This is a genomic window from Gammaproteobacteria bacterium, assembly GCA_029880545.1.
In the GTDB taxonomy this organism is placed as follows: domain Bacteria; phylum Pseudomonadota; class Gammaproteobacteria; order Acidiferrobacterales; family SZUA-150; genus JAOUOD01.
This window is the reverse complement of sequence record JAOUOD010000002.1, coordinates 137,648-157,544: the sequence shown is the minus strand read 5'-3', so window position 1 is coordinate 157,544 and position 19,897 is coordinate 137,648. Positions and strand designations below refer to the sequence as shown.

General features: G+C 54.8%; 22 protein-coding genes. 16 read left to right on the top strand and 6 right to left on the bottom strand.

What is annotated here, in order from left to right:
• Positions 1 to 197 precede the first annotated feature (197 nt).
• The 11 genes from OEZ10_02810 (at position 198) to OEZ10_02760 (ending at position 9,070) form a co-directional block, all read left to right on the top strand.
• Positions 198 to 1,367, top strand: coding sequence for a GGDEF domain-containing protein (locus tag OEZ10_02810; protein MDH5631902.1), 1,170 nt, complete (start codon positions 198 to 200; stop codon positions 1,365 to 1,367).
• Positions 1,364 to 2,500 (top strand): pilus assembly protein PilM, encoded by a 1,137-nt coding sequence (pilM, locus tag OEZ10_02805; GenBank protein ID MDH5631901.1) that lies wholly within the window; start codon positions 1,364 to 1,366, stop codon positions 2,498 to 2,500. Before OEZ10_02810 ends, pilM begins: the two co-directional genes overlap by 4 nt.
• On the top strand, positions 2,493 to 3,143 hold the full coding sequence (locus tag OEZ10_02800; protein ID MDH5631900.1) for a PilN domain-containing protein: 651 nt from the start codon (positions 2,493 to 2,495) through the stop codon (positions 3,141 to 3,143). The genes pilM and OEZ10_02800 overlap by 8 nt, the downstream gene beginning before the upstream one ends.
• Positions 3,144 to 3,145: 2 nt before the next feature.
• A complete protein-coding gene (pilO, locus tag OEZ10_02795; protein MDH5631899.1) occupies positions 3,146 to 3,697 on the top strand; it encodes a type 4a pilus biogenesis protein PilO in 552 nt (183 codons plus the stop codon).
• Positions 3,694 to 4,029 (top strand): hypothetical protein, encoded by a 336-nt coding sequence (locus OEZ10_02790; protein ID MDH5631898.1) that lies wholly within the window; start codon positions 3,694 to 3,696, stop codon positions 4,027 to 4,029. The genes pilO and OEZ10_02790 overlap by 4 nt, the downstream gene beginning before the upstream one ends.
• Positions 4,016 to 5,947, top strand: a complete 1,932-nt coding sequence (locus tag OEZ10_02785; GenBank protein ID MDH5631897.1) for an OmpA family protein — start codon at positions 4,016 to 4,018, stop codon at positions 5,945 to 5,947. The genes OEZ10_02790 and OEZ10_02785 overlap by 14 nt, the downstream gene beginning before the upstream one ends.
• 182 nt (positions 5,948 to 6,129) lie before the next feature.
• On the top strand, positions 6,130 to 6,567 hold the full coding sequence (locus OEZ10_02780; protein ID MDH5631896.1) for a hemerythrin domain-containing protein: 438 nt from the start codon (positions 6,130 to 6,132) through the stop codon (positions 6,565 to 6,567).
• The gene (locus OEZ10_02775; GenBank protein ID MDH5631895.1) at positions 6,567 to 6,833 is read left to right on the top strand and encodes a DUF2249 domain-containing protein; all 267 of its coding nucleotides are present in this window, start codon (positions 6,567 to 6,569) and stop codon (positions 6,831 to 6,833) included. Before OEZ10_02780 ends, OEZ10_02775 begins: the two co-directional genes overlap by 1 nt.
• Before the next feature lie 4 nt (positions 6,834 to 6,837).
• Positions 6,838 to 8,133, top strand: a complete 1,296-nt coding sequence (locus tag OEZ10_02770) for a hypothetical protein (GenBank protein ID MDH5631894.1) — start codon at positions 6,838 to 6,840, stop codon at positions 8,131 to 8,133.
• 110 nt (positions 8,134 to 8,243) lie between these two features.
• Positions 8,244 to 8,660: an HIRAN domain-containing protein gene (locus tag OEZ10_02765; GenBank protein MDH5631893.1), complete on the top strand. Its 417-nt coding sequence runs from the start codon at positions 8,244 to 8,246 to the stop codon at positions 8,658 to 8,660.
• A 2-nt stretch (positions 8,661 to 8,662) separates the two neighbouring features.
• The gene (locus OEZ10_02760; GenBank protein ID MDH5631892.1) at positions 8,663 to 9,070 is read left to right on the top strand and encodes a hypothetical protein; all 408 of its coding nucleotides are present in this window, start codon (positions 8,663 to 8,665) and stop codon (positions 9,068 to 9,070) included.
• Between the two features lie 140 nt (positions 9,071 to 9,210).
• On the opposite strand, the gene OEZ10_02755 is transcribed toward OEZ10_02760, so the two are convergent.
• From OEZ10_02755 to OEZ10_02735, 5 genes are all read right to left on the bottom strand, one after another.
• Positions 9,211 to 9,567 (bottom strand): DUF6488 family protein, encoded by a 357-nt coding sequence (locus OEZ10_02755; protein MDH5631891.1) that lies wholly within the window; start codon positions 9,565 to 9,567, stop codon positions 9,211 to 9,213.
• A gap of 42 nt (positions 9,568 to 9,609) precedes the next feature.
• Positions 9,610 to 10,422 carry a HupE/UreJ family protein gene (locus tag OEZ10_02750; GenBank protein ID MDH5631890.1) on the bottom strand — a complete coding sequence of 271 codons (813 nt, stop codon included), beginning with the start codon at positions 10,420 to 10,422 and terminating at the stop codon, positions 9,610 to 9,612.
• Between the two features lie 74 nt (positions 10,423 to 10,496).
• Positions 10,497 to 10,949, bottom strand: a complete 453-nt coding sequence (locus tag OEZ10_02745) for a hypothetical protein (protein ID MDH5631889.1) — start codon at positions 10,947 to 10,949, stop codon at positions 10,497 to 10,499.
• Between the two features lie 127 nt (positions 10,950 to 11,076).
• The gene (locus OEZ10_02740; protein MDH5631888.1) at positions 11,077 to 11,694 is read right to left on the bottom strand and encodes a hemolysin III family protein; all 618 of its coding nucleotides are present in this window, start codon (positions 11,692 to 11,694) and stop codon (positions 11,077 to 11,079) included.
• Positions 11,695 to 11,712: 18 nt separating this feature from the next.
• A complete protein-coding gene (locus OEZ10_02735) occupies positions 11,713 to 13,212 on the bottom strand; it encodes a leucyl aminopeptidase (protein MDH5631887.1) in 1,500 nt (499 codons plus the stop codon).
• A gap of 178 nt (positions 13,213 to 13,390) precedes the next feature.
• Here OEZ10_02735 and lptF point away from each other — a divergent pair, with 178 nt between their 5' ends.
• Together lptF and lptG are read left to right on the top strand one after the other, a co-directional pair.
• A complete protein-coding gene (gene lptF / locus OEZ10_02730) occupies positions 13,391 to 14,491 on the top strand; it encodes an LPS export ABC transporter permease LptF (GenBank protein MDH5631886.1) in 1,101 nt (366 codons plus the stop codon).
• Positions 14,488 to 15,570: an LPS export ABC transporter permease LptG gene (lptG, locus tag OEZ10_02725; protein MDH5631885.1), complete on the top strand. Its 1,083-nt coding sequence runs from the start codon at positions 14,488 to 14,490 to the stop codon at positions 15,568 to 15,570. The genes lptF and lptG overlap by 4 nt, the downstream gene beginning before the upstream one ends.
• Positions 15,571 to 15,574: 4 nt before the next feature.
• Here the strand turns inward: lptG and OEZ10_02720 are convergent, their stop codons facing one another.
• Positions 15,575 to 16,021, bottom strand: coding sequence for an RDD family protein (locus OEZ10_02720; protein MDH5631884.1), 447 nt, complete (start codon positions 16,019 to 16,021; stop codon positions 15,575 to 15,577).
• Between the two features lie 467 nt (positions 16,022 to 16,488).
• Between OEZ10_02720 and OEZ10_02715 the strand changes: the two genes are divergently transcribed.
• The 3 genes from OEZ10_02715 to OEZ10_02705 are packed head-to-tail and all read left to right on the top strand — an operon-like array spanning position 16,489 to position 19,875.
• Positions 16,489 to 18,483 carry a heme lyase CcmF/NrfE family subunit gene (locus tag OEZ10_02715; protein MDH5631883.1) on the top strand — a complete coding sequence of 665 codons (1,995 nt, stop codon included), beginning with the start codon at positions 16,489 to 16,491 and terminating at the stop codon, positions 18,481 to 18,483.
• Positions 18,476 to 18,997, top strand: coding sequence for a cytochrome c-type biogenesis protein CcmH (locus tag OEZ10_02710; protein ID MDH5631882.1), 522 nt, complete (start codon positions 18,476 to 18,478; stop codon positions 18,995 to 18,997). The genes OEZ10_02715 and OEZ10_02710 overlap by 8 nt, the downstream gene beginning before the upstream one ends.
• On the top strand, positions 18,994 to 19,875 hold the full coding sequence (locus OEZ10_02705) for a hypothetical protein (protein ID MDH5631881.1): 882 nt from the start codon (positions 18,994 to 18,996) through the stop codon (positions 19,873 to 19,875). Before OEZ10_02710 ends, OEZ10_02705 begins: the two co-directional genes overlap by 4 nt.
• The last annotated feature ends 22 nt before the right edge of the window (positions 19,876 to 19,897 follow it).

The window sequence follows — 19,897 nt, the reverse complement described above, 5'->3', positions numbered from 1 at the left end:
GTCATCGTGGAGATCGCTCACGTATCAGGATTAATTCCCCGAAAATCACCGCTTTGCGTACATCAGTGAGGCCATGAGCACATGCCGAATGCTGTCGCGGGATACCTCAAGAATCATGTATTTCAGCCGACATAGAAACAGGCAATACAGCACCGGTTATTCCATCAAATATAAAGCAGGAAATAAGGCGTTACGCAGTGGATGCATTCAGGCTACTAACCAAGCTTTGGTCGGTTACTCAATTCCGAAAAGGTGAGCTGACTGACTACGCGGAATCGTTTATTCGCGAGGAAGTTCGCAAGGGGATCATGGTTCTCGGGGTGGTGTCTGTGCTGTTACTCGGGGCTGCCACCACGCTGTATGCCATGCTCGGCTTTGGTACCGCCTACGTCTATACGTTTTCCATGCTGACACTTCTGTCCCTGCATGTTGCCGTTTCTTCCCGGGTTATCAAGGATACACAAATACTGTACCTGCTTGGCATGGCGCTGCTGATTATCGCCGGAACCGCGTTTGTCTTGCTTGCACACAAGACCGGTGTGTTCAGTGCCGCGTTGTTGTCGAGCGCAGTGTTGCTGTTCATGGTTGTGCCGCTCGTGCCCTGGGGTCTTCGCGAGGCGTCAATCGTAGTGACGCTGGTATACGTTGTATTCACGATTTCCACGTTGAGTGTAAAGGGCCGGTTTGACATTCAGACCGTGTGGATCCTCCAGTTTTTGATGCTAGGTTCGGGGCTGACGACGTTGACCGTTGTTGCCCGGAATGTCGGTATCAGAAAGGATGACATTATTACCCGTTACAACCTGGAAAACGCGCACCGTGAGCTTGAACTGCTTTCCTATACAGATCCGCTGACGGGGACATGGAATCGCCGGTTCCTGGAAACCAATTATGAAATGATAGTGGAAGACTATATACGCAGGTCGATGCATTACCATTTTGCCATTATCGATGTAAATAATTTCAAGGAAATCAATGATACCTACGGGCACGATTACGGTGACCTGGCGCTGAGAAAGGTGGTCGGCGCGGTAAAACAGGGCATAAGAGACAGCACTCACATGATCAGGCTGGGCGGAGACGAATTCGCATTATTGTTCCCAGGACTGGAGCCAAAGCAGATGCTGGAGAATGCAGTCGAAGTTCTGGCCGGCACAAAGTCGAATCATCTCGGTAATGTTGTAGACATCAATATAAGTATTGGCATGGCCAGCGTTGTCGACGGGCGCATGATTGCCTTGACTCACCTGTTCAAGAAGGCTGATGAAGTTCTGTACAGGGCCAAAAGACAAAGCAAGGCCGAAACCGAATCGAACAGCGTCATTGTGCACGAGATATACAACGACGCAGAGCGGCATTACGTATGATGTCCCAATTGCTGCAAAAAATTGCCAGGTACGATCGTTTTGTTTCCCGTCGTTCAGTGCTCGGACCCATAGGCATCGAGTTCTCGATGGAAAAAATACATATGGTGCAAATCGGAATGCGTGCCAATGGTGAAAAATACCTGGTCGGTTGCGCGTCCGCCGACTATCCGACGAAGCGGGATGCATTCCTGTCTGAGCCGGGAGAAATGAAAGCTACCTTGCGCCGGTTGATGAAGCAAAACGGATTTTCCGGCTCCAGTGCCGTTGTTGCAGCACTTCCGGGAATGGCCAGAATTGTTCCGGTAACGTACCAGCTGGGCAAGGACCAGGCGGACGAAGACGCGATCATCAAGATAATGCGAAACCGGATAGATGGAAGCCTGGACGAGTACGTTATTGATTACCTGCCAATCAGGTCAGGCGGTGCGGATGATGACAGGCTGGCGATGGTTGCCTTCGCCAGGAAATCCGATGTCATAGCGTTTCTTGAGCGTCTGCGTCACTCCGGGTTGAGTATTACCGCTATGGAAGTGGCGCCATCAGCTATAAATCGCCTGATAACCATTATTTCCGGCGAAGACCCCGGGAGCAATATCCTGGTTGTGAGCACGGGTTACCAGATCAGCTTCATGACCATGATTTCCGGCGATCGGGTTCTGTTTGATCACAAGGTCAACTTTGGCGAGGCAGACCTGCTTTTCGAATTGAGCGAGATGCTGGATATGGGCCAGGAAGAGGCGCGTGACCTGATAATCAAGAATGGCCTGTTCGCGGACGAAGACCCGGAAAAAGACGGTCTGGTCAGCCGCCCTGATATTGCCGAGGGTATTCGCGAAATCGTCAAGCCGGGGTTCATGAAACTGGTTGACGAAGTTAACCGGTCGCTGATTTATGCCGCCGCCCAGACGCACGGAAAGTCAGCTAACCGGATATACCTGCTTGGGGTAATTTCCAGGTGGCCCGGTGTAGACAGGCTGCTTGGAAGAATGGCCAACATCGCCATCACAATACCCGACCCGCTGCGGACACTGACAAACGAGAATGGCCCCTGTTCAGGCGGCAGCGTCGGTTCGAATACCGATATGGCTATTGCTACCGGCCTTGCCCTGAGAGGGCTGGATCAACATGGCTAGTATTGACCTGATCCCGGTCGAGTACCGGCAGCGACTTGATCGAATCAAATGGCTGCGCCTGCTTGGCATGTCTGTCTCGATACTGGCGCTGGTCGAGTTCGCAGCGCATGCGGGAATCAGCTACCAGATTTCCGGTTTGAAGCGCGACATCAAGGATCTGCAAAGAAAGCAGGCGATCACTGCGCAACAAAGAACAGAATTGAATGATCTGCAGCAAAAACGGGATGACTATCAGCAGCAGCTGGATTTGCTGAAGGGGTTGCGTGGCGGAACCGAAGCCGCGCACATGCTCGTATCCGTTGACAAGGCGTTGCAGGGTAACGATGTCTGGTTTGATCAATGGGAATTCCAGCGATCCGGGGAAGCTGTAAAGGAAAATGAAAAAGCGGTGAATACCGGCTATTTCGTTGTCATTCCGAAGCAGGGCAACCAGGCAAGCCAGGAAGGCTGGCTGATTAACAGTCATATGACCATAAGAGGCCAGGCGCGTGATCATGCCGCGCTATCGGAGTTTGTCCGGCGCCTGATTGACCAGCAGGCGATCAGTGAAGTGCGCATAGTCCGAACCGAGCAAAGGAAGTTCAGGAGCATGGCGGTTGTGGATTTCGATCTCGCAGTCGTTGTCGGGCAGGACAAGTCATGAACATGATTGACTCCGCAATTTCTGACCCGAGACAGGCCAGGCTGGCATTTGGCCTGTTACTGTTGCTTATTGTGACATTGTCATTTGTCTATATTGTCTATCCGCGTATCAAGGAGTACCAGGGGACAAAGAAAGTACGAAGCAATCTTGTGCTTGTTGTTGAAGATGGCAGGGAACTGCCAGGCCAGCTGGCAGAGATGACCGCCGAAGTTAACAGCCTGGGCAAGACGCTGCATGGCGACATGGCACACCTGTCCATGGAGAAAATGGAAGCGTACATCATAGAGCGGCTCCAGAAGATTTCGTGGCGTAATGAAGTCGAACTGGCCGGTATCAAACCGAAGGCCGGCAACACCGTCCATGTTTTCCGGGAGATCCTGTTTGATATAGAAATTCGCGGCGACTACATGAACCTGGTTCGATGGCTGCAGGAACTGAACAGCGAAATCGGGTTTATCGTAATCAACCGGTTCCAGTTTCTTCCGGTTCGCTATGTTGACCAGGTTCCCATACTTTCACTGAAGTTGACCATAGTTTCATACAAGGCCATATGATGACAATCCACAAGTCCATTATTGTGTTTTGCATCCTGCTGCCTACGGCAGCAGCAGATGATATTGGGCGGGAACCCTTGAAGAACAACCCGTTTATACGACCAAGCGGCGTTGACGTGGCTGCTGGCCAGGGGAGCGGCTCCGGTACGCATGGCATTGATCTCCGGGCAACACTGGCATCAATGCAGAACGGGCTGGCAAATGTTGGTGGCACCATTGTCACTGTTGGTGAGGAGATCGGCGGGTACAGGCTGGATTGGGTTGGAGAAGGCGAAGCAATTTTTTCAAAGAATGATGTGCGAGTCAGGGTGAAAGTAAATGGTGAACGCTAGGGAAAGTGTATTGGTGTTTGTTGCGATACTGCTGTTGCAGGCAGTTTCTGGCATTGCGCTGGCAGAACAGCCCGTAAAACCTGACGGCGCGAGCAATCAGCCGGAAGGCGGAATTCGTTCGGAGATCATCGTATTTTCACCCGGGTTCTCGCGCGGGTTAAACGTATTGTCTGATACTGATTATGTTGATCTTGACCGGCTGCTGACGCTTCGCAGAAGTCGACCGGTTGGTCGCGTATATGTTTTTTCCCATACCGATAACAGCCCGCTTTCGCAGGCAGCCCGAAGCGAGTTTACCGACAACTACGTGTTGTCCCAGGCAAGGGCGCGCAAGGTGGCGGATTATATCAGGCGGGTACTGTCGCTGTCCGCGGACCAGGTTGTCGCAACCGGTCTTGGTCCTGATTACCCGGTGGCTGACAACCGGATGGAATCCGGTCGCAGAAAGAACAGGCGATTTGATATTTTTGTGTTGACGCCGGATCAGCATGACAGCGGCATTACGCTGCCTGACCTGGTTGACATGCTGCGCGAGGATTCACGGAAAAAGGTGGCCGCGGGAAACAGTATTCCGGCAAGGCGTGTGAATTCGATAGCGTCTGACCGGGTCACGCTGAACCTGAACGACGTAGAGTTGTCTGAAGTCATGGCAATGTTGTCCAGAAAGCACCGGGTAAATATCCTGCTGTCCAAGGACGTTAGCGGAAAGGTTTCGCTTAACCTTTATGACGTGGGCATCAAGCAGGCCATTCACTCCATTGCCAGGGTCGGTGGCTATGCAGTTGAAAGCAAGGGCGGCAGCTATTTTATAGTCAATCCTTCAGATGCCGGGAAGAATGGCCATGGCGGTGTTACGAAGCTGCAGTCATTCAAGGTGCAGTATTCAAAGCCCAAATCCATTGAATCAATTCTGAAAAACCACCTGTCGCGATACGGAAAGATCACCACGCTTGAGGATCGTAATCTTCTTGTTATTGAAGAGCTTCCCGAATACCTCGCGAGTATCGGCAAACTCATAAGGGAACTCGACAGGCAACCCAAACAGATTCTGATCGAGGCCAAGATACTTGAAGTGATCCTGGATGACTCCGAGACTTTTGGCGTCGACTGGACGCGGCTGTTTGATTCCGGGGATCGCGTCCGGACTTACGGGGCCCAGGGGTTGTCGTTGCCGGGATCGCCGGGATTTTTCCTTGATCTTGTTACGCCGAAGATGGACCTGGCATTGAGTGCACTGAGTTCGGATGGCCGCGTGAGAACATTGTCGACACCCAAGTTGCTGGCGCTTGAAAACCAGGAGGCGTCCGTAATTATAGGTGACAGGATCGGTTACAAGGTGACGACCACGGTAAACCAGGTTACAACCGAAAATGTCCAGTTTCTTGAATCGGGTGTCATACTGAAGGTCAAGCCTTCTGTCGATGAAGACGGGCGCGTAATGCTGGATATCCATCCCGAAGTCAGTACCGGCAGTGTATCCGAGGGCATTCCTTCGCAGTCGACCACGGAAGTTACCACGCAGCTGCTGGTGCCTGATGGCAAGACAGTATTTATTGGCGGCCTGATGAAGATGCGGCTGTCGGAAAGTCGCAGTGGTGTGCCGATTCTTGGCCGGATTCCGTTGCTGGGAAGACTGTTCTCGGCACACGAAAAAACCAGCATTAACACGGAAACCGTTGTCATGATTACGCCGCATGTAATCGAAACAGACAGGACCGGCTGGGCGGTCGGGCATCTTCAAAAGGTGAATGAAACAGATGCTGTGCTGCAGGATACGGCGACCCGCATCGGCCGGGGAATCAGCAGCCGCAGTCTTGAGCGACTGGACAAGACTGCCGCCCGAAAATCGATATTCAAGGAATGGAGCACCGATGGAATCACGGAAGCCTGGAACGCCAGCGATGAGAATATCTGGTAGCCCTGCCGGTGAACCGGTCGCCAGCCTGGCCGGCAGTCGCTGACCAGGCAGCCGTATATTCACCGGATTTTGTCCCCGGGGCTTGCCCGCTACAGACATGCCGCATAAAAGTAGTATACTATATACATCTATTGTGAATTTTGCGGAAATCGTCAACGGGGCTTGGAAAGAGGGCCGGGTTTATGGATACAAGTGACATGATGACGGCGAATCACAAGGAATGTGATGAGGTGTTTGCGGCAGTGGAGGCTGCTGCCGAAAAGCAGGATTGGCCAGGACTGGAATACACGCTGGACAGGTTTGTCCGCCTGATGCAAAAACACCTGGCAATGGAAGAAGAGGTGTTGTTTCCGGCACTGGAAAAGGCCATGAGCATGGCGGCGGGTCCGATTTCGGTAATGCGGAGCGAGCATGAGCAGATGCGGGAGTTGTTCGCACAGCTTGAGCAACTGCTGGAAGCGCGGGACCGTGACGGTCTGCTCGGTACATCCGAGACCTTGCTGATCCTGATGCAGCAGCACAACGCCAAGGAAGAGCAGGTGCTGTACCCGATGATTGACCGGGTGCTGGCAAGCTCTGCCGAAGACTTTCATGCCCGCTTCAGTGGCTGGCACGAGTAATGGCCAGGCAAGTACTCCTGGATGTCAGTGACATGGAGCCGCCCGACCCGCTGGTGATGGCAACCGAGGCGGTGAGTCAGTTACAGCCCGGTGAATACCTGTGCCTGCGTCATCGGCGTGACCCGTGCCTGTTGTACGAGCAATTGCAGCAATCGGGGTTTGGGTTCAGGCAGCGGCAGGGCAGCGTGACCGCGGTTGAGTTGCTTGTCTGGCGCGTCGGTGATACCGAGGCCGAGGCGGCGGTGGTGGCCGAGTTCGACGAGTAAGTTAATGCCTGCCAGCCTGTCATTACAGCAGACCCCGGCATTTTCTGTTCCGATCCCGTTTATTCTTTCGGCACCGGCATTTGGAATGCTGGCTGCGCTTGTATTGTTGTGGTTCGGACCCGAGCCCTTTTTCAATCGCTGGTCAGCAGAAAGCCTGGCCGTCACCCATATGCTGACGCTGGGTTTTTTGCTCATGACCATGGTTGGCGCCATGCAGCAATTGTTGCCGGTACTGCTGGGCACGCCGGTTCCGGCAGCGCGGTTATTCAGTGTATCGGTATATTTCGGGTTATTGACCGGCATTGCCAGCCTGGTATCGGCCTGGCTGACCGGTTTTTCGTTGCTGTTTGTGTCGGCATCTGTACTGCTCGGGCTGTCAATTTTCCTCTTTATAGTGATGTCGGGGCACTGCCTGGCGGTATCCGTGAGCGCGCATGCTACACGCACGACAATGCTGCTGGCGCTGGGCGCCTTGCTTGTAACGGTTGTGCTGGGTACGGGCCTGTCAATCACATCTGCAGGAGCCGGCTCCATATTCACTCGTGAGTTGACGTCACTTCATATGAACTGGGGTTTGACCGGCTGGGTGATACTGCTGCTGATGGCGGTTGCCTACCAGGTCATACCCATGTTCCAGATCACGCGCGAGTACCCGCTTTGGCATCGAAAGGCGCTGGCCTGGACAGCAGTGACGGGCCTGGTGTTGATGACTATCGGGCAATCGTTTTTTGAGCCCTGGCTCGCCTTGTCCGGAAACATCGTTGTTGCCCTGGTGATAATGATGTTCTCCGCCACCAGCCTGGTGTTGTTGTGGAGCCGCAAGCGCAAGCTGAAGGACGTTGGCGTGCTGTTCTGGTACCTGGCCTTTACCAGCATGATGCTTGCCTGTGTATTGTGGCTGGCGAGAGACAGGCTTGGCCTGGAAGCAAATGACATGCTGCTGGGTGTCGTGCTGGTGGTGGGATCATTCTGTTCCGCGGCCAACGGCATGATGTACAGGATTGTCCCGTTTATTGCCTGGTTGCATCTCAACCTGATCCGGCAACAACAAGGCTTGCCACAAAGCACCGTGCCCAATATGAAACAACTGGCGTCCGATCAACTGAGCCGCGTGCAATTCTATCTGCACTTGTCATCGCTAATACTCCTGGCGCTGCATTACCTGGTGTCATCAATCGCGTTTTATCCCGCGGCGCTGGTGTTTTTCCTGTCACAGGGCCTGCTATTGGCCAACCTGGTGAGCGCCGTCGAGCATTACCACGTTGCCCGAAGAACACTCCTGAAGCCAATGTCTTGCTAAAAACAGCCCGGCGGTCTTGATGCCCTGCCTGTCATACGGGCTCACCCAGTGAGCCAGCGTCCGGGTTAGGCTGTGCCCGATTATGGCAATTATTGCGTGAGGGTGATGTCATGAAACGACGCGGATTTCTGGGACGGTTGGCAGGCTTGGCTGGTCTGGGCTTTGTGGCACCGCAACTACCGGCAGCGGCGAATCCCGCGGTCCCTGCTGCGTCGCCGAAGCGACGGCTAATCCTGCAGCACTCGCCGGTGGCAGGTTTCCGGTACTACAACGGCCCGTTCCTGCAAGCTGATCTCAGAATCGGGGACGAACTCAGCTTGTGTCGTGAACCTGGTAACCCGCACGACCGCCGCGCGGTGAGCGTCTTTCTGGACAACTGGAAACTCGGTTACGTGCCGCGCCGGCACAATGTTGCTGTCAGCCAGATGCTGGACCGTGGCGAGACCCTGCGCGCGCACATCTGCGGGCTGCAGCAGTCCGACAACCCCTGGAAGTGCCTTTTTATCGAGTTATGGCTGGAGGTGTAGCGATGGAATTTCTTGCCTCGATCTTCTGGTTTGTGGTGGCCTGCATTATCGGTGACTGGTTTGACAGTTTTTTGGTTGGTTTTTGTGCATATTTATTGTTACCTTTTATCGTCCATTTGACAGGCTTTGTGATAGCGGAATGGATGGACCCGCCCATGTACGGGCCTGATAATGATTACAACTTATACCAGCCCCGACCCGGGACCGACCTCATCAGGCTGGAGGATGCCGAAGATGCGCAGTTCGATGATGAACCACGGTATTTCGATCGCGAGCGCCTGTACGACGAGTATGACTTTTACAAAGACTCCCGGGAAACCCGCGCCCCGAAAGAATCGTGTCCAGGCCTGCTCGAGATTGGTCTCATGGTGCTGGGCATTGGCTGGTTGATGGGCGGGGATGATGACTAACAATTATTGTGCAGATCCTGGAAATTGATCGGGTTCATCTGGGCGGCGAACTTCAATCGTGTCCATTACGGCTGCGTGGATTTGTGATTCACATGTCATTGGAAAACAAAAACGGGGCGCTTTCGCGCCCCATCGTTGGTTTATTTTCCTGAATGGTTGGTGGCGAGATACTTGCCGCCAAGGGTGAAGAAAACGTACAGGTTCTGTTTCGCCGGGTCGGTTGCCTTGCTGTTTTTGTAAGTCACAACCCATTCCGTCTTTCCGTTATATTGTTTTTTTTCCGCGCTTACCGGGTCAAGCTTCGCCCAACTCGTATCCAGTTTTCCTTTTTCGACAAGCTGCGCAATCCTGGCCGCGGCTTTTTGTTTTGCCTGGTCGGCGGAAACGGGCTTGTGTGAATGACTGTGACCGTGTTCGTGTTCATGGCCGGGGCCGGCGAAAGCGGGAGCAAGCACGGCAAGTGATGCCAGGAGTAATGCTGTAACCAGTGATTTCAATGTCTTTCTCCTCAAACTGTAGATGAGTAACTTTTGCGTACGTTAGTCGATGGATTCGTGCCTGTTGTTGCGTCCCGCCTGGTCAGCGGATTGATTGTCCATCTTCATGTGCTCGTGGTAATGGTTATCGCTGCTGAAGCCAAATTCGTCCGGCGCAGAGATATGGGAATAGCCGTGCATCTGGACCAGGAACAGGTACAAGCCGGCAAAGATCAGGCCGAAATTGGATACCTTGCTGAAGGACGTAAAGGACTTCATGTTGCGCCAGCCGGCCAGCAACAGCAGCATAACAGTCAGCGCCAGGATCTGGCCAAGCTCAATGCCAATGTTGAATGAAATGATATTCATCAATAAATGGTTTTCGGATAACGGAAGTTGTTGCAGGCGCGTGGAAAGGCCAAGTCCGTGGATCAGCCCGAGGCCGGTAATCATGGCCAGCAGGTTGGGTGGCCTGATACCGAGATGCCGGTTAAAGCCATCGAGATTGGCAAAGGCGATATAACACACGCTCAGCGCGATCAGCGCATCGATCAGGAAGTAATTGATCTGGATGCCGTTGAAGGTTGCGTAGATAAGCGTGACGCTGTGTCCCAGGGTAAATGCCGTAATGTATTTGACAATATCCCTGAAGCTGGTCAAAAAGAAAATAATGCCAAAGACAAATAACAGGTGATCATAACCTGACAACATGTGGGTGGCGCCGATGATCATATAGCGCAGGTTGCCACCCTCGATGATGGATTGGTTTTCGGCGGCGGACATGCCGTGTGCCATTGCCTGGCCGGCGGCAACCGCCGCCAACGTAGCCGCCAACGTAGCCGCCAGCCAGCGCCAGGATCGGGATTCAAATACCATAACTACCTCTCTGAAAATATGCAGCAAACAAGCAGGCCGGGCCATGCTGCCATGGCGCCGGTAGCGACAAAGATCTAGACCAGGGAAATTTCAGGAGGAGCGCGGGAGCGAACCAGGGAATGGGCCGGGTTATCGATGACCGGGTCATGATGCGGAACCTTGTCCCGGGCCATGGTGGCCGAAGCGATGTTTAACGCGGGCGCGGACGACGGCAGGGCATACTGTGTGGCCTTGCCGGTATGCTGCATACGGTTGCCGCATTCCTGGTCAAGCTCAACGATATTCTGATGTGTATCATTTTGATGTGTATCGCCGGTATTGCTGTCGGTGGCGATATCGATTGCATCGGCATGATGTGTTGCGGCACTGAAGTTATGCGCTGCATGAATCCGGGCCCCGTGTTCATGCGGCATGCCGTCATGATCGTGCTGAGCCACCAGGTGCATATGTGGCGTGAACCACTGTAGTGAAACCAGTGCACTGACAAGCAGCGGTACCAGGAAACCGGTGTGGCGTGGGCGATTCATGGTGTAAATGATAGCAGTCGCCGGGCGACCGGCAAACACTCGCAACAAACCTTGTGACAAGTGCCGGGCATGGCTGGTTTGATTATCAAGGGCAGATTCATTTGACAGGCAATAAATGCTGCTTGCCTTATGCCAGGTATAACGCCACCGTCATGTAATGACTGATGCTGCCGCCAAGCACGAACAGGTGCCAGATGCCGTGACCATGTTTGAGTTTTTTGTCGAAGACGTAAAAACCGACACCGCCGGTGTAGAGCAGGCCGCCGGCCACGAGCCAGGTGATGCCGCCGACGGGCAGGTTCTGGATCATCGGGTAGGCGGCGATGACTACCAGCCAGCCCATCATTGTATACAGCGTGACACGCAGCTTGCGTTTGCCGTTGATATCCAGGTTATCGAGAATAATGCCGGCAATGGCCAGTATCCACACGACTGCCAACAACGACCAGCCCCAGGGGCCGCGCAGGGTGATGAGTGTAAACGGCGTATAGCTGCCGGCGATGAGCAGGTAGATGGAACCATGATCCAGCTTGCGGAACAGGATTTTCCCCGGTCCACGCAGGCTGTGATACAGCGTTGATGACGTGTACAACAACAACAGCGTCGTGCCGTAGATGGCAAAGCTGACAATTTTCCACGGGTCGCCCTGCTGGATTGCCAGCGTCACCAGCACGGTCATGCCGACCAGTGACAGCACCGCACCTACCAGGTGGCTGATGCTGTTGAATTTTTCGCCGTGATACATCCGTGTGCTGCGCCGGCCCTAGCTTACACCGGCGCGTTTCATCAGGAACTCGGTGAGCAGGCCGACCGGGCGACCGGAGGCACCCTTGCCCTTGCCCTTGTTCCAGGCGGTACCGGCGATGTCCAGGTGTGCCCAGGTCATGTTTTTGGTATAGCGTGCCAGGAAGCAGGCGGCGGTAATGGTACCGGCTTCGCGGCCGCCGACGTTGGCCATGTCGGCAAAGTTGGAATCCAGTTGTTGCTGGTAGTCATCCCACAGCGGCAGGCGCCAGGCACGATCGCAGCTGGTTTCGCCAGCACTGAGTAGCTCGTCAGCAAGATCATCATCATTGCTCAGCAGGCCGGAGGCATGGGCACCCAGGGCGACAACACAGGCGCCGGTCAGGGTGGCGATATCGACCACGGCTACCGGCTTGAAGCGCTCGGTATAGGTGAGGGCATCACACAGAATCAGGCGGCCTTCGGCATCGGTATTCAATACTTCAATAGTCTGGCCGGACATGCTGGTAACCACGTCGCCGGGCTTGTTGGCGTCGCCGTCAGGCAGGTTCTCGGAGCTGGGTACAACGCCAATAACGTTCATCGGTAACTGCATTTCGGCGCAGGCCTTGAGTGCGCCAAACACGCTGGCGCCACCACACATATCAAATTTCATTTCATCCATGGCAGCGGCGGGTTTCAGGGAAATGCCGCCGGCATCGAAGGTCAGACCCTTGCCTACCAGTGCTACCGGTGCGTCACCGTTCTTGCCGCCCTGGTATTCCATAATAATGAGCTTGGCCGGCTGGCGGCTGCCGCGGGATACGGACAACAGTGCATCCATACCCAGTTCAGCCATTTCGTCTTCTTCCAGTATGGTGCAGCTGATGCTGTCGTACTGATCGGCCAGGTTGCGGGCTTCGTTGGCAAGATAGCTGGGTGTGCAGATGTTGCCGGGCAGGTTGCCCAGTTCACGGGTCAGGCAGGTGCCGGTACCTATGGCCTGGCCCTGGATCAGCGCCGCCTGGCAGTCATTGTCCGCCGCTTCATCCAGCGCCAACTTGATGGTGGTCAGCGGCTTGTTTTCGCTGTTGTCATCTTCGGTCTTGCTCTTGGTTTCCGTGTAACGGTAGCGGGCAATAATGGATTCGGCCGCTGCCTGGCGAACCCGCCAGGCAGCGCTGCGCTGATCCATTTCGATGCCGGGCAGGTAGTTGCCGGCGCTGGCAATGTTGTGGCCCAGGGCCGAGGCGGCAGCACGGCAAGCCTTGTTGTAGCGTGCCGGGCCGAACTCGGCTTTTTTTCCGAGCCCGACCACCAGGACGCGCGGCGACTTGAGTCCGGGCAGGTCGTGTAGTAACCATGTTTCTTCCAGTTTGCCGTTGATGTCACCTTGTTTGCACAACTTGGCAATCTTGTGTCCGCATACGGCGTCAAGGTCTTCGGCATCGGCGCTGAGCTCGCCATCGGCGTAGACGCCGACGATGATGCAATCGCTGTTGTCTTCGGCCGGGGAATCGCTACTGAGTTCAAATTTGATCATGATATTTCTGTTGCCTCGGTTACTGCATGTTCTGCATTGTTCTGTTTGTCTGTGGAAAAGTGCGCCGGTTGGTTATGTTATAGTCTATACGCCTGTTACATGGTATATCCCGGGCGATTTGAGTGGGATGATTGTCTATGGCTGCCAGTGTCTTGTCAAAAGAAGGTAGGGATTTGTGATTATTGAGCGCGCCTTGTTTCGTGAATCGGCGACGAACACCGTCGCCATCGCGCTCATTTTGTTTATTTTCATGCTGTTCCTGGGTATGACCCGGATACTGGGCAAGATTACGGTGGGTGGCCACGCCGGCCAGGTGCTGGCGGAAATATTCGGGCTGAAAATGATTCAGTCAATCGATACCTTGTTGCCGTTGGCGCTGTTCCTCGGTGTATTGCTGGCTGCCGGTCGCTGGTATCGTGATAACGAGATGGCGGTGCTGTCCGCCTGCGGCATCAGTCTTCGGCAGCTGGTCCGGCCGCTATTGGCATTGGCGCTGCTGGTAGCGCTGCTGGTAGCCGGCGTGTCCTTGTGGGTATCGCCCTGGGCGGCATTGAAAATTGAATACCTGCACCAGAGCTCCACCCAGAGTATGGCGTTTTCGGGTATTCGCGCCGGCGTTTTCAGCGAGACCTGGCCAAGTCGTCGAACTTATTACGTCGAAGACGTGGATACCAAGAACTACCGGTTGCGCAATATTTTTATCAGCGGCCTGGCGCCCAATGTGAAATACGGCGAAAGGCAGGGCACTATCTATGCCAGCCAGGGTATTTACGAGACTGACCAGGATACCGGTGAGCGCTACCTGGTTCTGCTGAGCGGGCACATGTACGAGGGTGCGCCGGGGCAGGCGGATTACCAGTTTGTCAGTTTTGATCGTTACAGGGTGCGCATTCGGCCACCGAAGTTGATTGCCAATGCCGGAGACGTGGACATGATGTCGCTACAGCAGTTGTGGCACACCGGCAGTCGCGAAGCGTTAAGCCAGATTCACTGGCGTATTGCCCGGCCCGTGGCCGTGATTATTCTCGCCATGGTGGCGCTGGTACTGGCCTATACAGATCCGCGCCGCGGACGTTTCAGTAACCTGTTTATTGCCGTTATTGTCTTCTTTTTGTATTCCAACCTGTTGGGCGTTGCCTCCAATATGCTGAACAAGGGCAAGTCGCCCATGTGGCTGGGATTGTGGTGGGTGCACGGCCTGTTTCTGATCTTTGCCTTCTACTTGTTCTGGCGTCGTGAAAACAACCTGCCGTTGCTGCCGTGGAGCCGGCGATGAAGCGTGTGCGCCTGTTTAGTACGCTGGATCAGTATATTGGCCAGGCCGTGATGCTGGGCACGGTGTTCGTGATTACCCTGCTGTTCCTGTTGTTCAGCTTCATTGGTTTTGTTGATGGCCTCAAGTTTGTCGGCAAGGCCAACTTCGGTTTGTGGGAGCTGGTACAGTTTGTCCTGCTGAGTCAGCCCAAGAGCCTGTACTTGTTGATGCCGGCAGCGGCGTTGGTCGGCAGCACCGTCGGCCTGTCCTACCTTGCCGCCAATTCCGAACTCATTGCCATGCGCGCCGCCGGTGTATCCATCTGGCGGGTTGGCGGTGCGGTGCTGAAAACCGGCATGATCTTTGTTATCGGCGGTATGCTGATCGGCGAATACCTGGTGCCGGTTACCGAGGAAATGGCGCAGCAGGGTCGTGCAGAATCGCTGGAAGTCGGGTTCTCGAAAAAGAAATACACTGGCCTGTGGCTGCGCCAGGATCATGAATTCATCAATGTGCGCGAGGTGTTGCCGGACAAGAGCCTGCTCAGGATCAATATATTCCGGTTTGACAAGGATATGCAGTTGCAGGCGCACACGGAGGCAGAGCGGGCGTATTTTGACAATGGCAACTGGGTATTAAATAAGGTATTGCATAGCGACATCGACAAGGATCGGGTCAGGGCGCATAAATATGATGACCGGACCTGGCAGACCGGTCTGACACCGGATGTGTTGACAGTATTTACGGTAAAACCGGAAAGCCTGTCACTATTGCAGTTGCGGCGCTATATCACTCATTTGAAACAGAATTTCCAGCAGACCAATGAATACGAACTGGCATTCTGGCGCAAACTGTTTTCGCCGTTGGCGATGGCGGTCATGTTATTGCTGGCGATCCCGTTCGTGTTTTCACCTCTGCGTGCGGCCAATATGGGTTCACGTATTTTTGTTGGTATATTGATTGCACTTGCGTTTTACATGGTCAATCTCAGTTTCGGCTCTTTTGCCCTGATTCGGGATTGGCCACCGCTGATGGGCGCCGCCGCGCCGCCGCTGGTATTCCTGCTGCTGGCGGCGATCCTGTTCCGCCGCGCCGCCTGACCAGTCACTTTTTGATCTTGGCGAGACGAAGTACTCGTGTGTGGCTCAGGCGGTCGTGCCAACTGCAGCTATTCTTGTCTACCAGTATCCATGCGTAACCCAGTCCTGCCGTGCCCAGGCTCAGTACAGCGGCTGCCAGGCGCTTGAGCGCGTCCGACCAGGTCACGGGGCCACCATCTTCACGAACCAGCTTGAGCCGCCAGGCGCGCATACCCAGGGTTTGACCGCCGTGCGTCCAGAACCAGCCAAAGAATCCGATCGCCACCAGCACCAGCCAGGTGCGTAGAACCAGTTTGGCCACCAAGGATTCGGGCGGGCCGCCAATAGCAATGACATAGGGAAACGTGGCCAGCATGAGCACGGCGAACAGCAGTAGCGAGTCGTAGGCCAGGGCGACAAGTCGAACCAGCAGGCCCGGTGTCGACGTGTTGAATGGCGACGGATGATTCATTTTTGTCTAGGTGCTTGATTTGGCGTGAGTCTTGGTCTGTTCACTGGTGGAATGACTTTTTCACAGGCTGTCAAGACTTGTCAGTGACGCCTGTTTTGTGCATTACCCTTATTAGCCGGGTGTTTAAGTAAATTCTTAAATTATTGATTATAAAAGATAAAATCATGGTGATGAAAATTTGTTCAAAGTAACTGAAAACCTGCAGTCATAGGGCTTTGATCGCGCACCATACCGGTTGTTCACAGACTTATCCACAGGAAATGTGAACAACTTATTGGTGAATTCATGTCCTGCATTTGCATCAATGAAAGTGTCTGATGTGTCATGCACTTATCTTGTTTATCCATAAAAAAATCATCACTGGTTTTCGTGCGCTGAGCCGGTACAATGACCGCCAAATATTTTCTGGCCGTGATGTTGTGGCGGCTATTTTGGTTTTCATTCAGATGTTCAGGTGGTAATCCGCTATGCAACTTAGCAATTTTGGGCTTAACCTGATTGAGCTCGGGCACTTTGCTGCTTTTCTGGCCATGTCGGTCGCCTTGATCCAGGGTATTACGCCGTTACTGGTTCGGGCGGGTGGCAAGCATCGCGTTCTCAATCTCTCTATCTCCGCAGCCGTGTTGACCTTTGCGTTGACCAGTATCGGCGGCCTGGTGCTGGTGGATGCGTTTGTCAGCAGCAACTTCTCGGTGCAGTACGTTGCCCGAAATTCCAATACTGCCCTGCCGCTGATGTACAAGATCACGGCGTTGTGGGGCAGTCACGAGGGCTCCTTGTACCTGTGGGCGTGGATCCTGACGCTGTACACGGCCATCGTGGCCTGGCACGGGCGCAATCGCTATGCCGATCGACTGCCTGTGATCCTGGCGATACAGGGCTGGCTGACGGTGGGTTTCTTTGGACTGGTGCTGTTCCTGTCCAACCCGTTTGAGCGCATGTTCCCGGTACCCATGGATGGGCATGACCTTAATCCCATGTTGCAGGACCCGGGCATGGCATTCCATCCGCCCATGCTCTATCTGGGCTACGTGGGTTACTCGGTGCCGTTTGCCTTTGCTATTGCCGCACTGCTGACCCGTTGGGACAGCACAGTCTGGACCGGGTTTATTCGTCGTTGGTCGTTGGTGGCCTGGGCGTTTTTGACCGGTGGCATTATTCTCGGCGGCTGGTGGGCGTACTACGAACTGGGCTGGGGCGGCTACTGGGCCTGGGATCCGGTGGAAAACGCGTCATTCATGCCGTGGCTGCTTGGTACCGCGTTGCTGCACTCCATTACCGTGCAGGATTACCGGCGTATGATGCACACCTGGAATATCTTCCTGGTCATCACCACGTTCTCGCTGTCATTGCTCGGCACCTTCCTGGTGCGTTCGGGCGTATTGTCGTCGGTTCACGCCTTTGCTGTTGATCCTGGTCGCGGCGTCTACATCCTGACGTTCATGATCCTGGTGCTGACGATTTCATTCGGCATTTTCATGACCAAGGGACGCTACCAGCAGGCGCAGGAAAACATCGCATCGCTGGTTTCGCGAGAATCCATGTTTGTCTGGAACAACGTCGTATTTACCGTCGCTTGCGTCTGCGTGCTGCTGGGTACGCTCTACCCGTTGGCACTGGAAGCCATTACCGGTGACAAGATCACCGTTGCCGCACCTTACTTCAACAGTGTCATGGTGCCGATCTTTATCCTGGTGGCCGTGTTAATGGCGGCGGCGCCGTTGATTCCCTGGCGTAAGGCCAATATTGCCAGGCTGAAGCAGCGGTTGTGGCTGCCTTTGGGTGTTGCCGTGTTGATTACGGCTGCGAGCATGGTGGTCTGGCAGCCATTGGGCTGGATCGCGGCGCTGGCTATTTTTACCGTGGCGTTTGGCGTAGTGGTAATAGTTTCCGACTTGTTCAGGCTGGCGGCTCCGCGCCGGCAGCAGAAACAGGAGTCACTGCCGGTTGCCGTAGGACAGATTGTTGTGCGTAACCGTCGTTACTGGGGCGGCATGACTGCGCACCTGGGTATCCTGATTATGGCTATCGGGCTGGTGGGATCCGGACTGTTCCGGTCTGAAGTGTCGGTTACCATGATCCAGGGTGAAATTATTGAAGTCGGTAGCGAGCGTATCCGCTTTGACGGGGTTACCCAGTTCACCAAGGACAACTACGACTCGATCCAGGGCAAGTTCACGATTATGGACGGTGGCCACGAGGTCTTGCCGGAGCGGCGCAAGTACCCGCGCCAGGCAGCGCCAACAACCGAAACCGGTATTGATTCTGACCTGTTCCGTGACGTTTATATTGTTCTGAACGAGACCGATGGACAACGCTGGGCGGTGCATGCCTATGTTAACCCGCTGGTGCAATGGATCTGGTGGGGTGGACTGATTGCCATGTTTGGCAGCCTGTACGCATTAAGCAGTCGTCTCAGCCGGCGCAAGACAGAAAGTGCCGGGGAGGTGGCCCATGCATAGGCTTATGGTTGCAGGGCTGCTGGCCCTGATGATGTCGATCCCTGCTATGGCCGAAGATGCAGCACTGCCGGGGCCGGTGAAGGCTGAAGATGCGGTTCAGGAAGACCCGATGCATCGCGAGATGCTGGACATCGCCAAGGATCTGCGTTGTGCCGTGTGCCAGAACCAGCCGGTATCGGAATCCAATTCCGAACTGGCGCGGGACATGCGCGTGATTATCCGCGAACAGCTGGAACAGGGTAAATCGCGCAGCGATATTGTCCAGTATTTTGTAGAGCGCTATGGCAACTTTGTATTGATGAAGGCGCCTTACAGCGGCACCGGCACCGTGTTGTGGTTGCTGCCGGCGATCCTGGTGGTGTTGGCGGTATTGGCAGCAGCGGTGTACCTGCGCAGCCGGCTTGGTTCCGGATCCGGTGCACGTGACACAGCCGATACTACAGATGCCGCAACCGCGGTGAGTGAAGAAGATCGTGAACGAATCCGAGCCTTGCGTGAAAAGGGGGGTGTATGACCGGTATTTACGTATGGGCAGCTATTGTGTTTCTGGGCAGTGTTGCAGTTATCAGTTGGCCGCTATGGCGCCGTCAGGGCGGTATCACCGGTGCTTCGGACGAAGGGTTGAAACTGCTGCGTGACCGTTTGTTGGCACAGCTGGCGGCGGTCGAGCAGGAACAGGCTGATGGCGCCATGGATGCGACCATGGCCGCAGCCGAGGTCAGTCGTATTGAACTTGAGCTGTCCAGGGTATTGCAGCAGCTTGATCAGGTTGATGGTGCCGCTGAAGTAGCCGACACCGGCAAATCACGCATGTTGATTATTCCCGCGGTCCTGATTTTGGCGGCGGGTGCCGGTCTTTACCTGGGTGTGTTTCAGCAACCCATAAGCCAGGACGACATCCGTAACCATGCCCAGCAACAGCAAAACCCGCACCAGGACGGTGCCGGCATGTCGACGCAGGTCGCCGAGATGGTCGGGCGCCTTGCTGAAAAGATGAAAACAGACCCGGACAACGTTGATGGCTGGAAACGCCTGGTTCGGTCCTACCAGGTGCTGGGGCAGATGGACAAAGCTCGCGATGCCATGGCCCAGGTCTACCGCCTGCTGCCTGACGATGTCAGCGCGCTGGCCGAATACGCTTCGCTGTCCTATGCGGCAGAACCGGGCAATACCGGAGGCAAGACCGCCGAGTTGTATGATCGCCTGCTGAAACTGCGACCCACTGAACCCAGTGCCTTGTGGTTCAAGGGTATTGCGCATTTTCAGAAGTCGGAATACGGCAAGGCGATCGAGTACTGGAACAAAACCATGGACAACCTGCCGATGGACAACCCGGCCAGGCAGGAAGTGCAGCGTGGTATTGACGAGGCCAAGCGACGCATGAGCCAGTAACCGGCTGACACATCACCCGGTG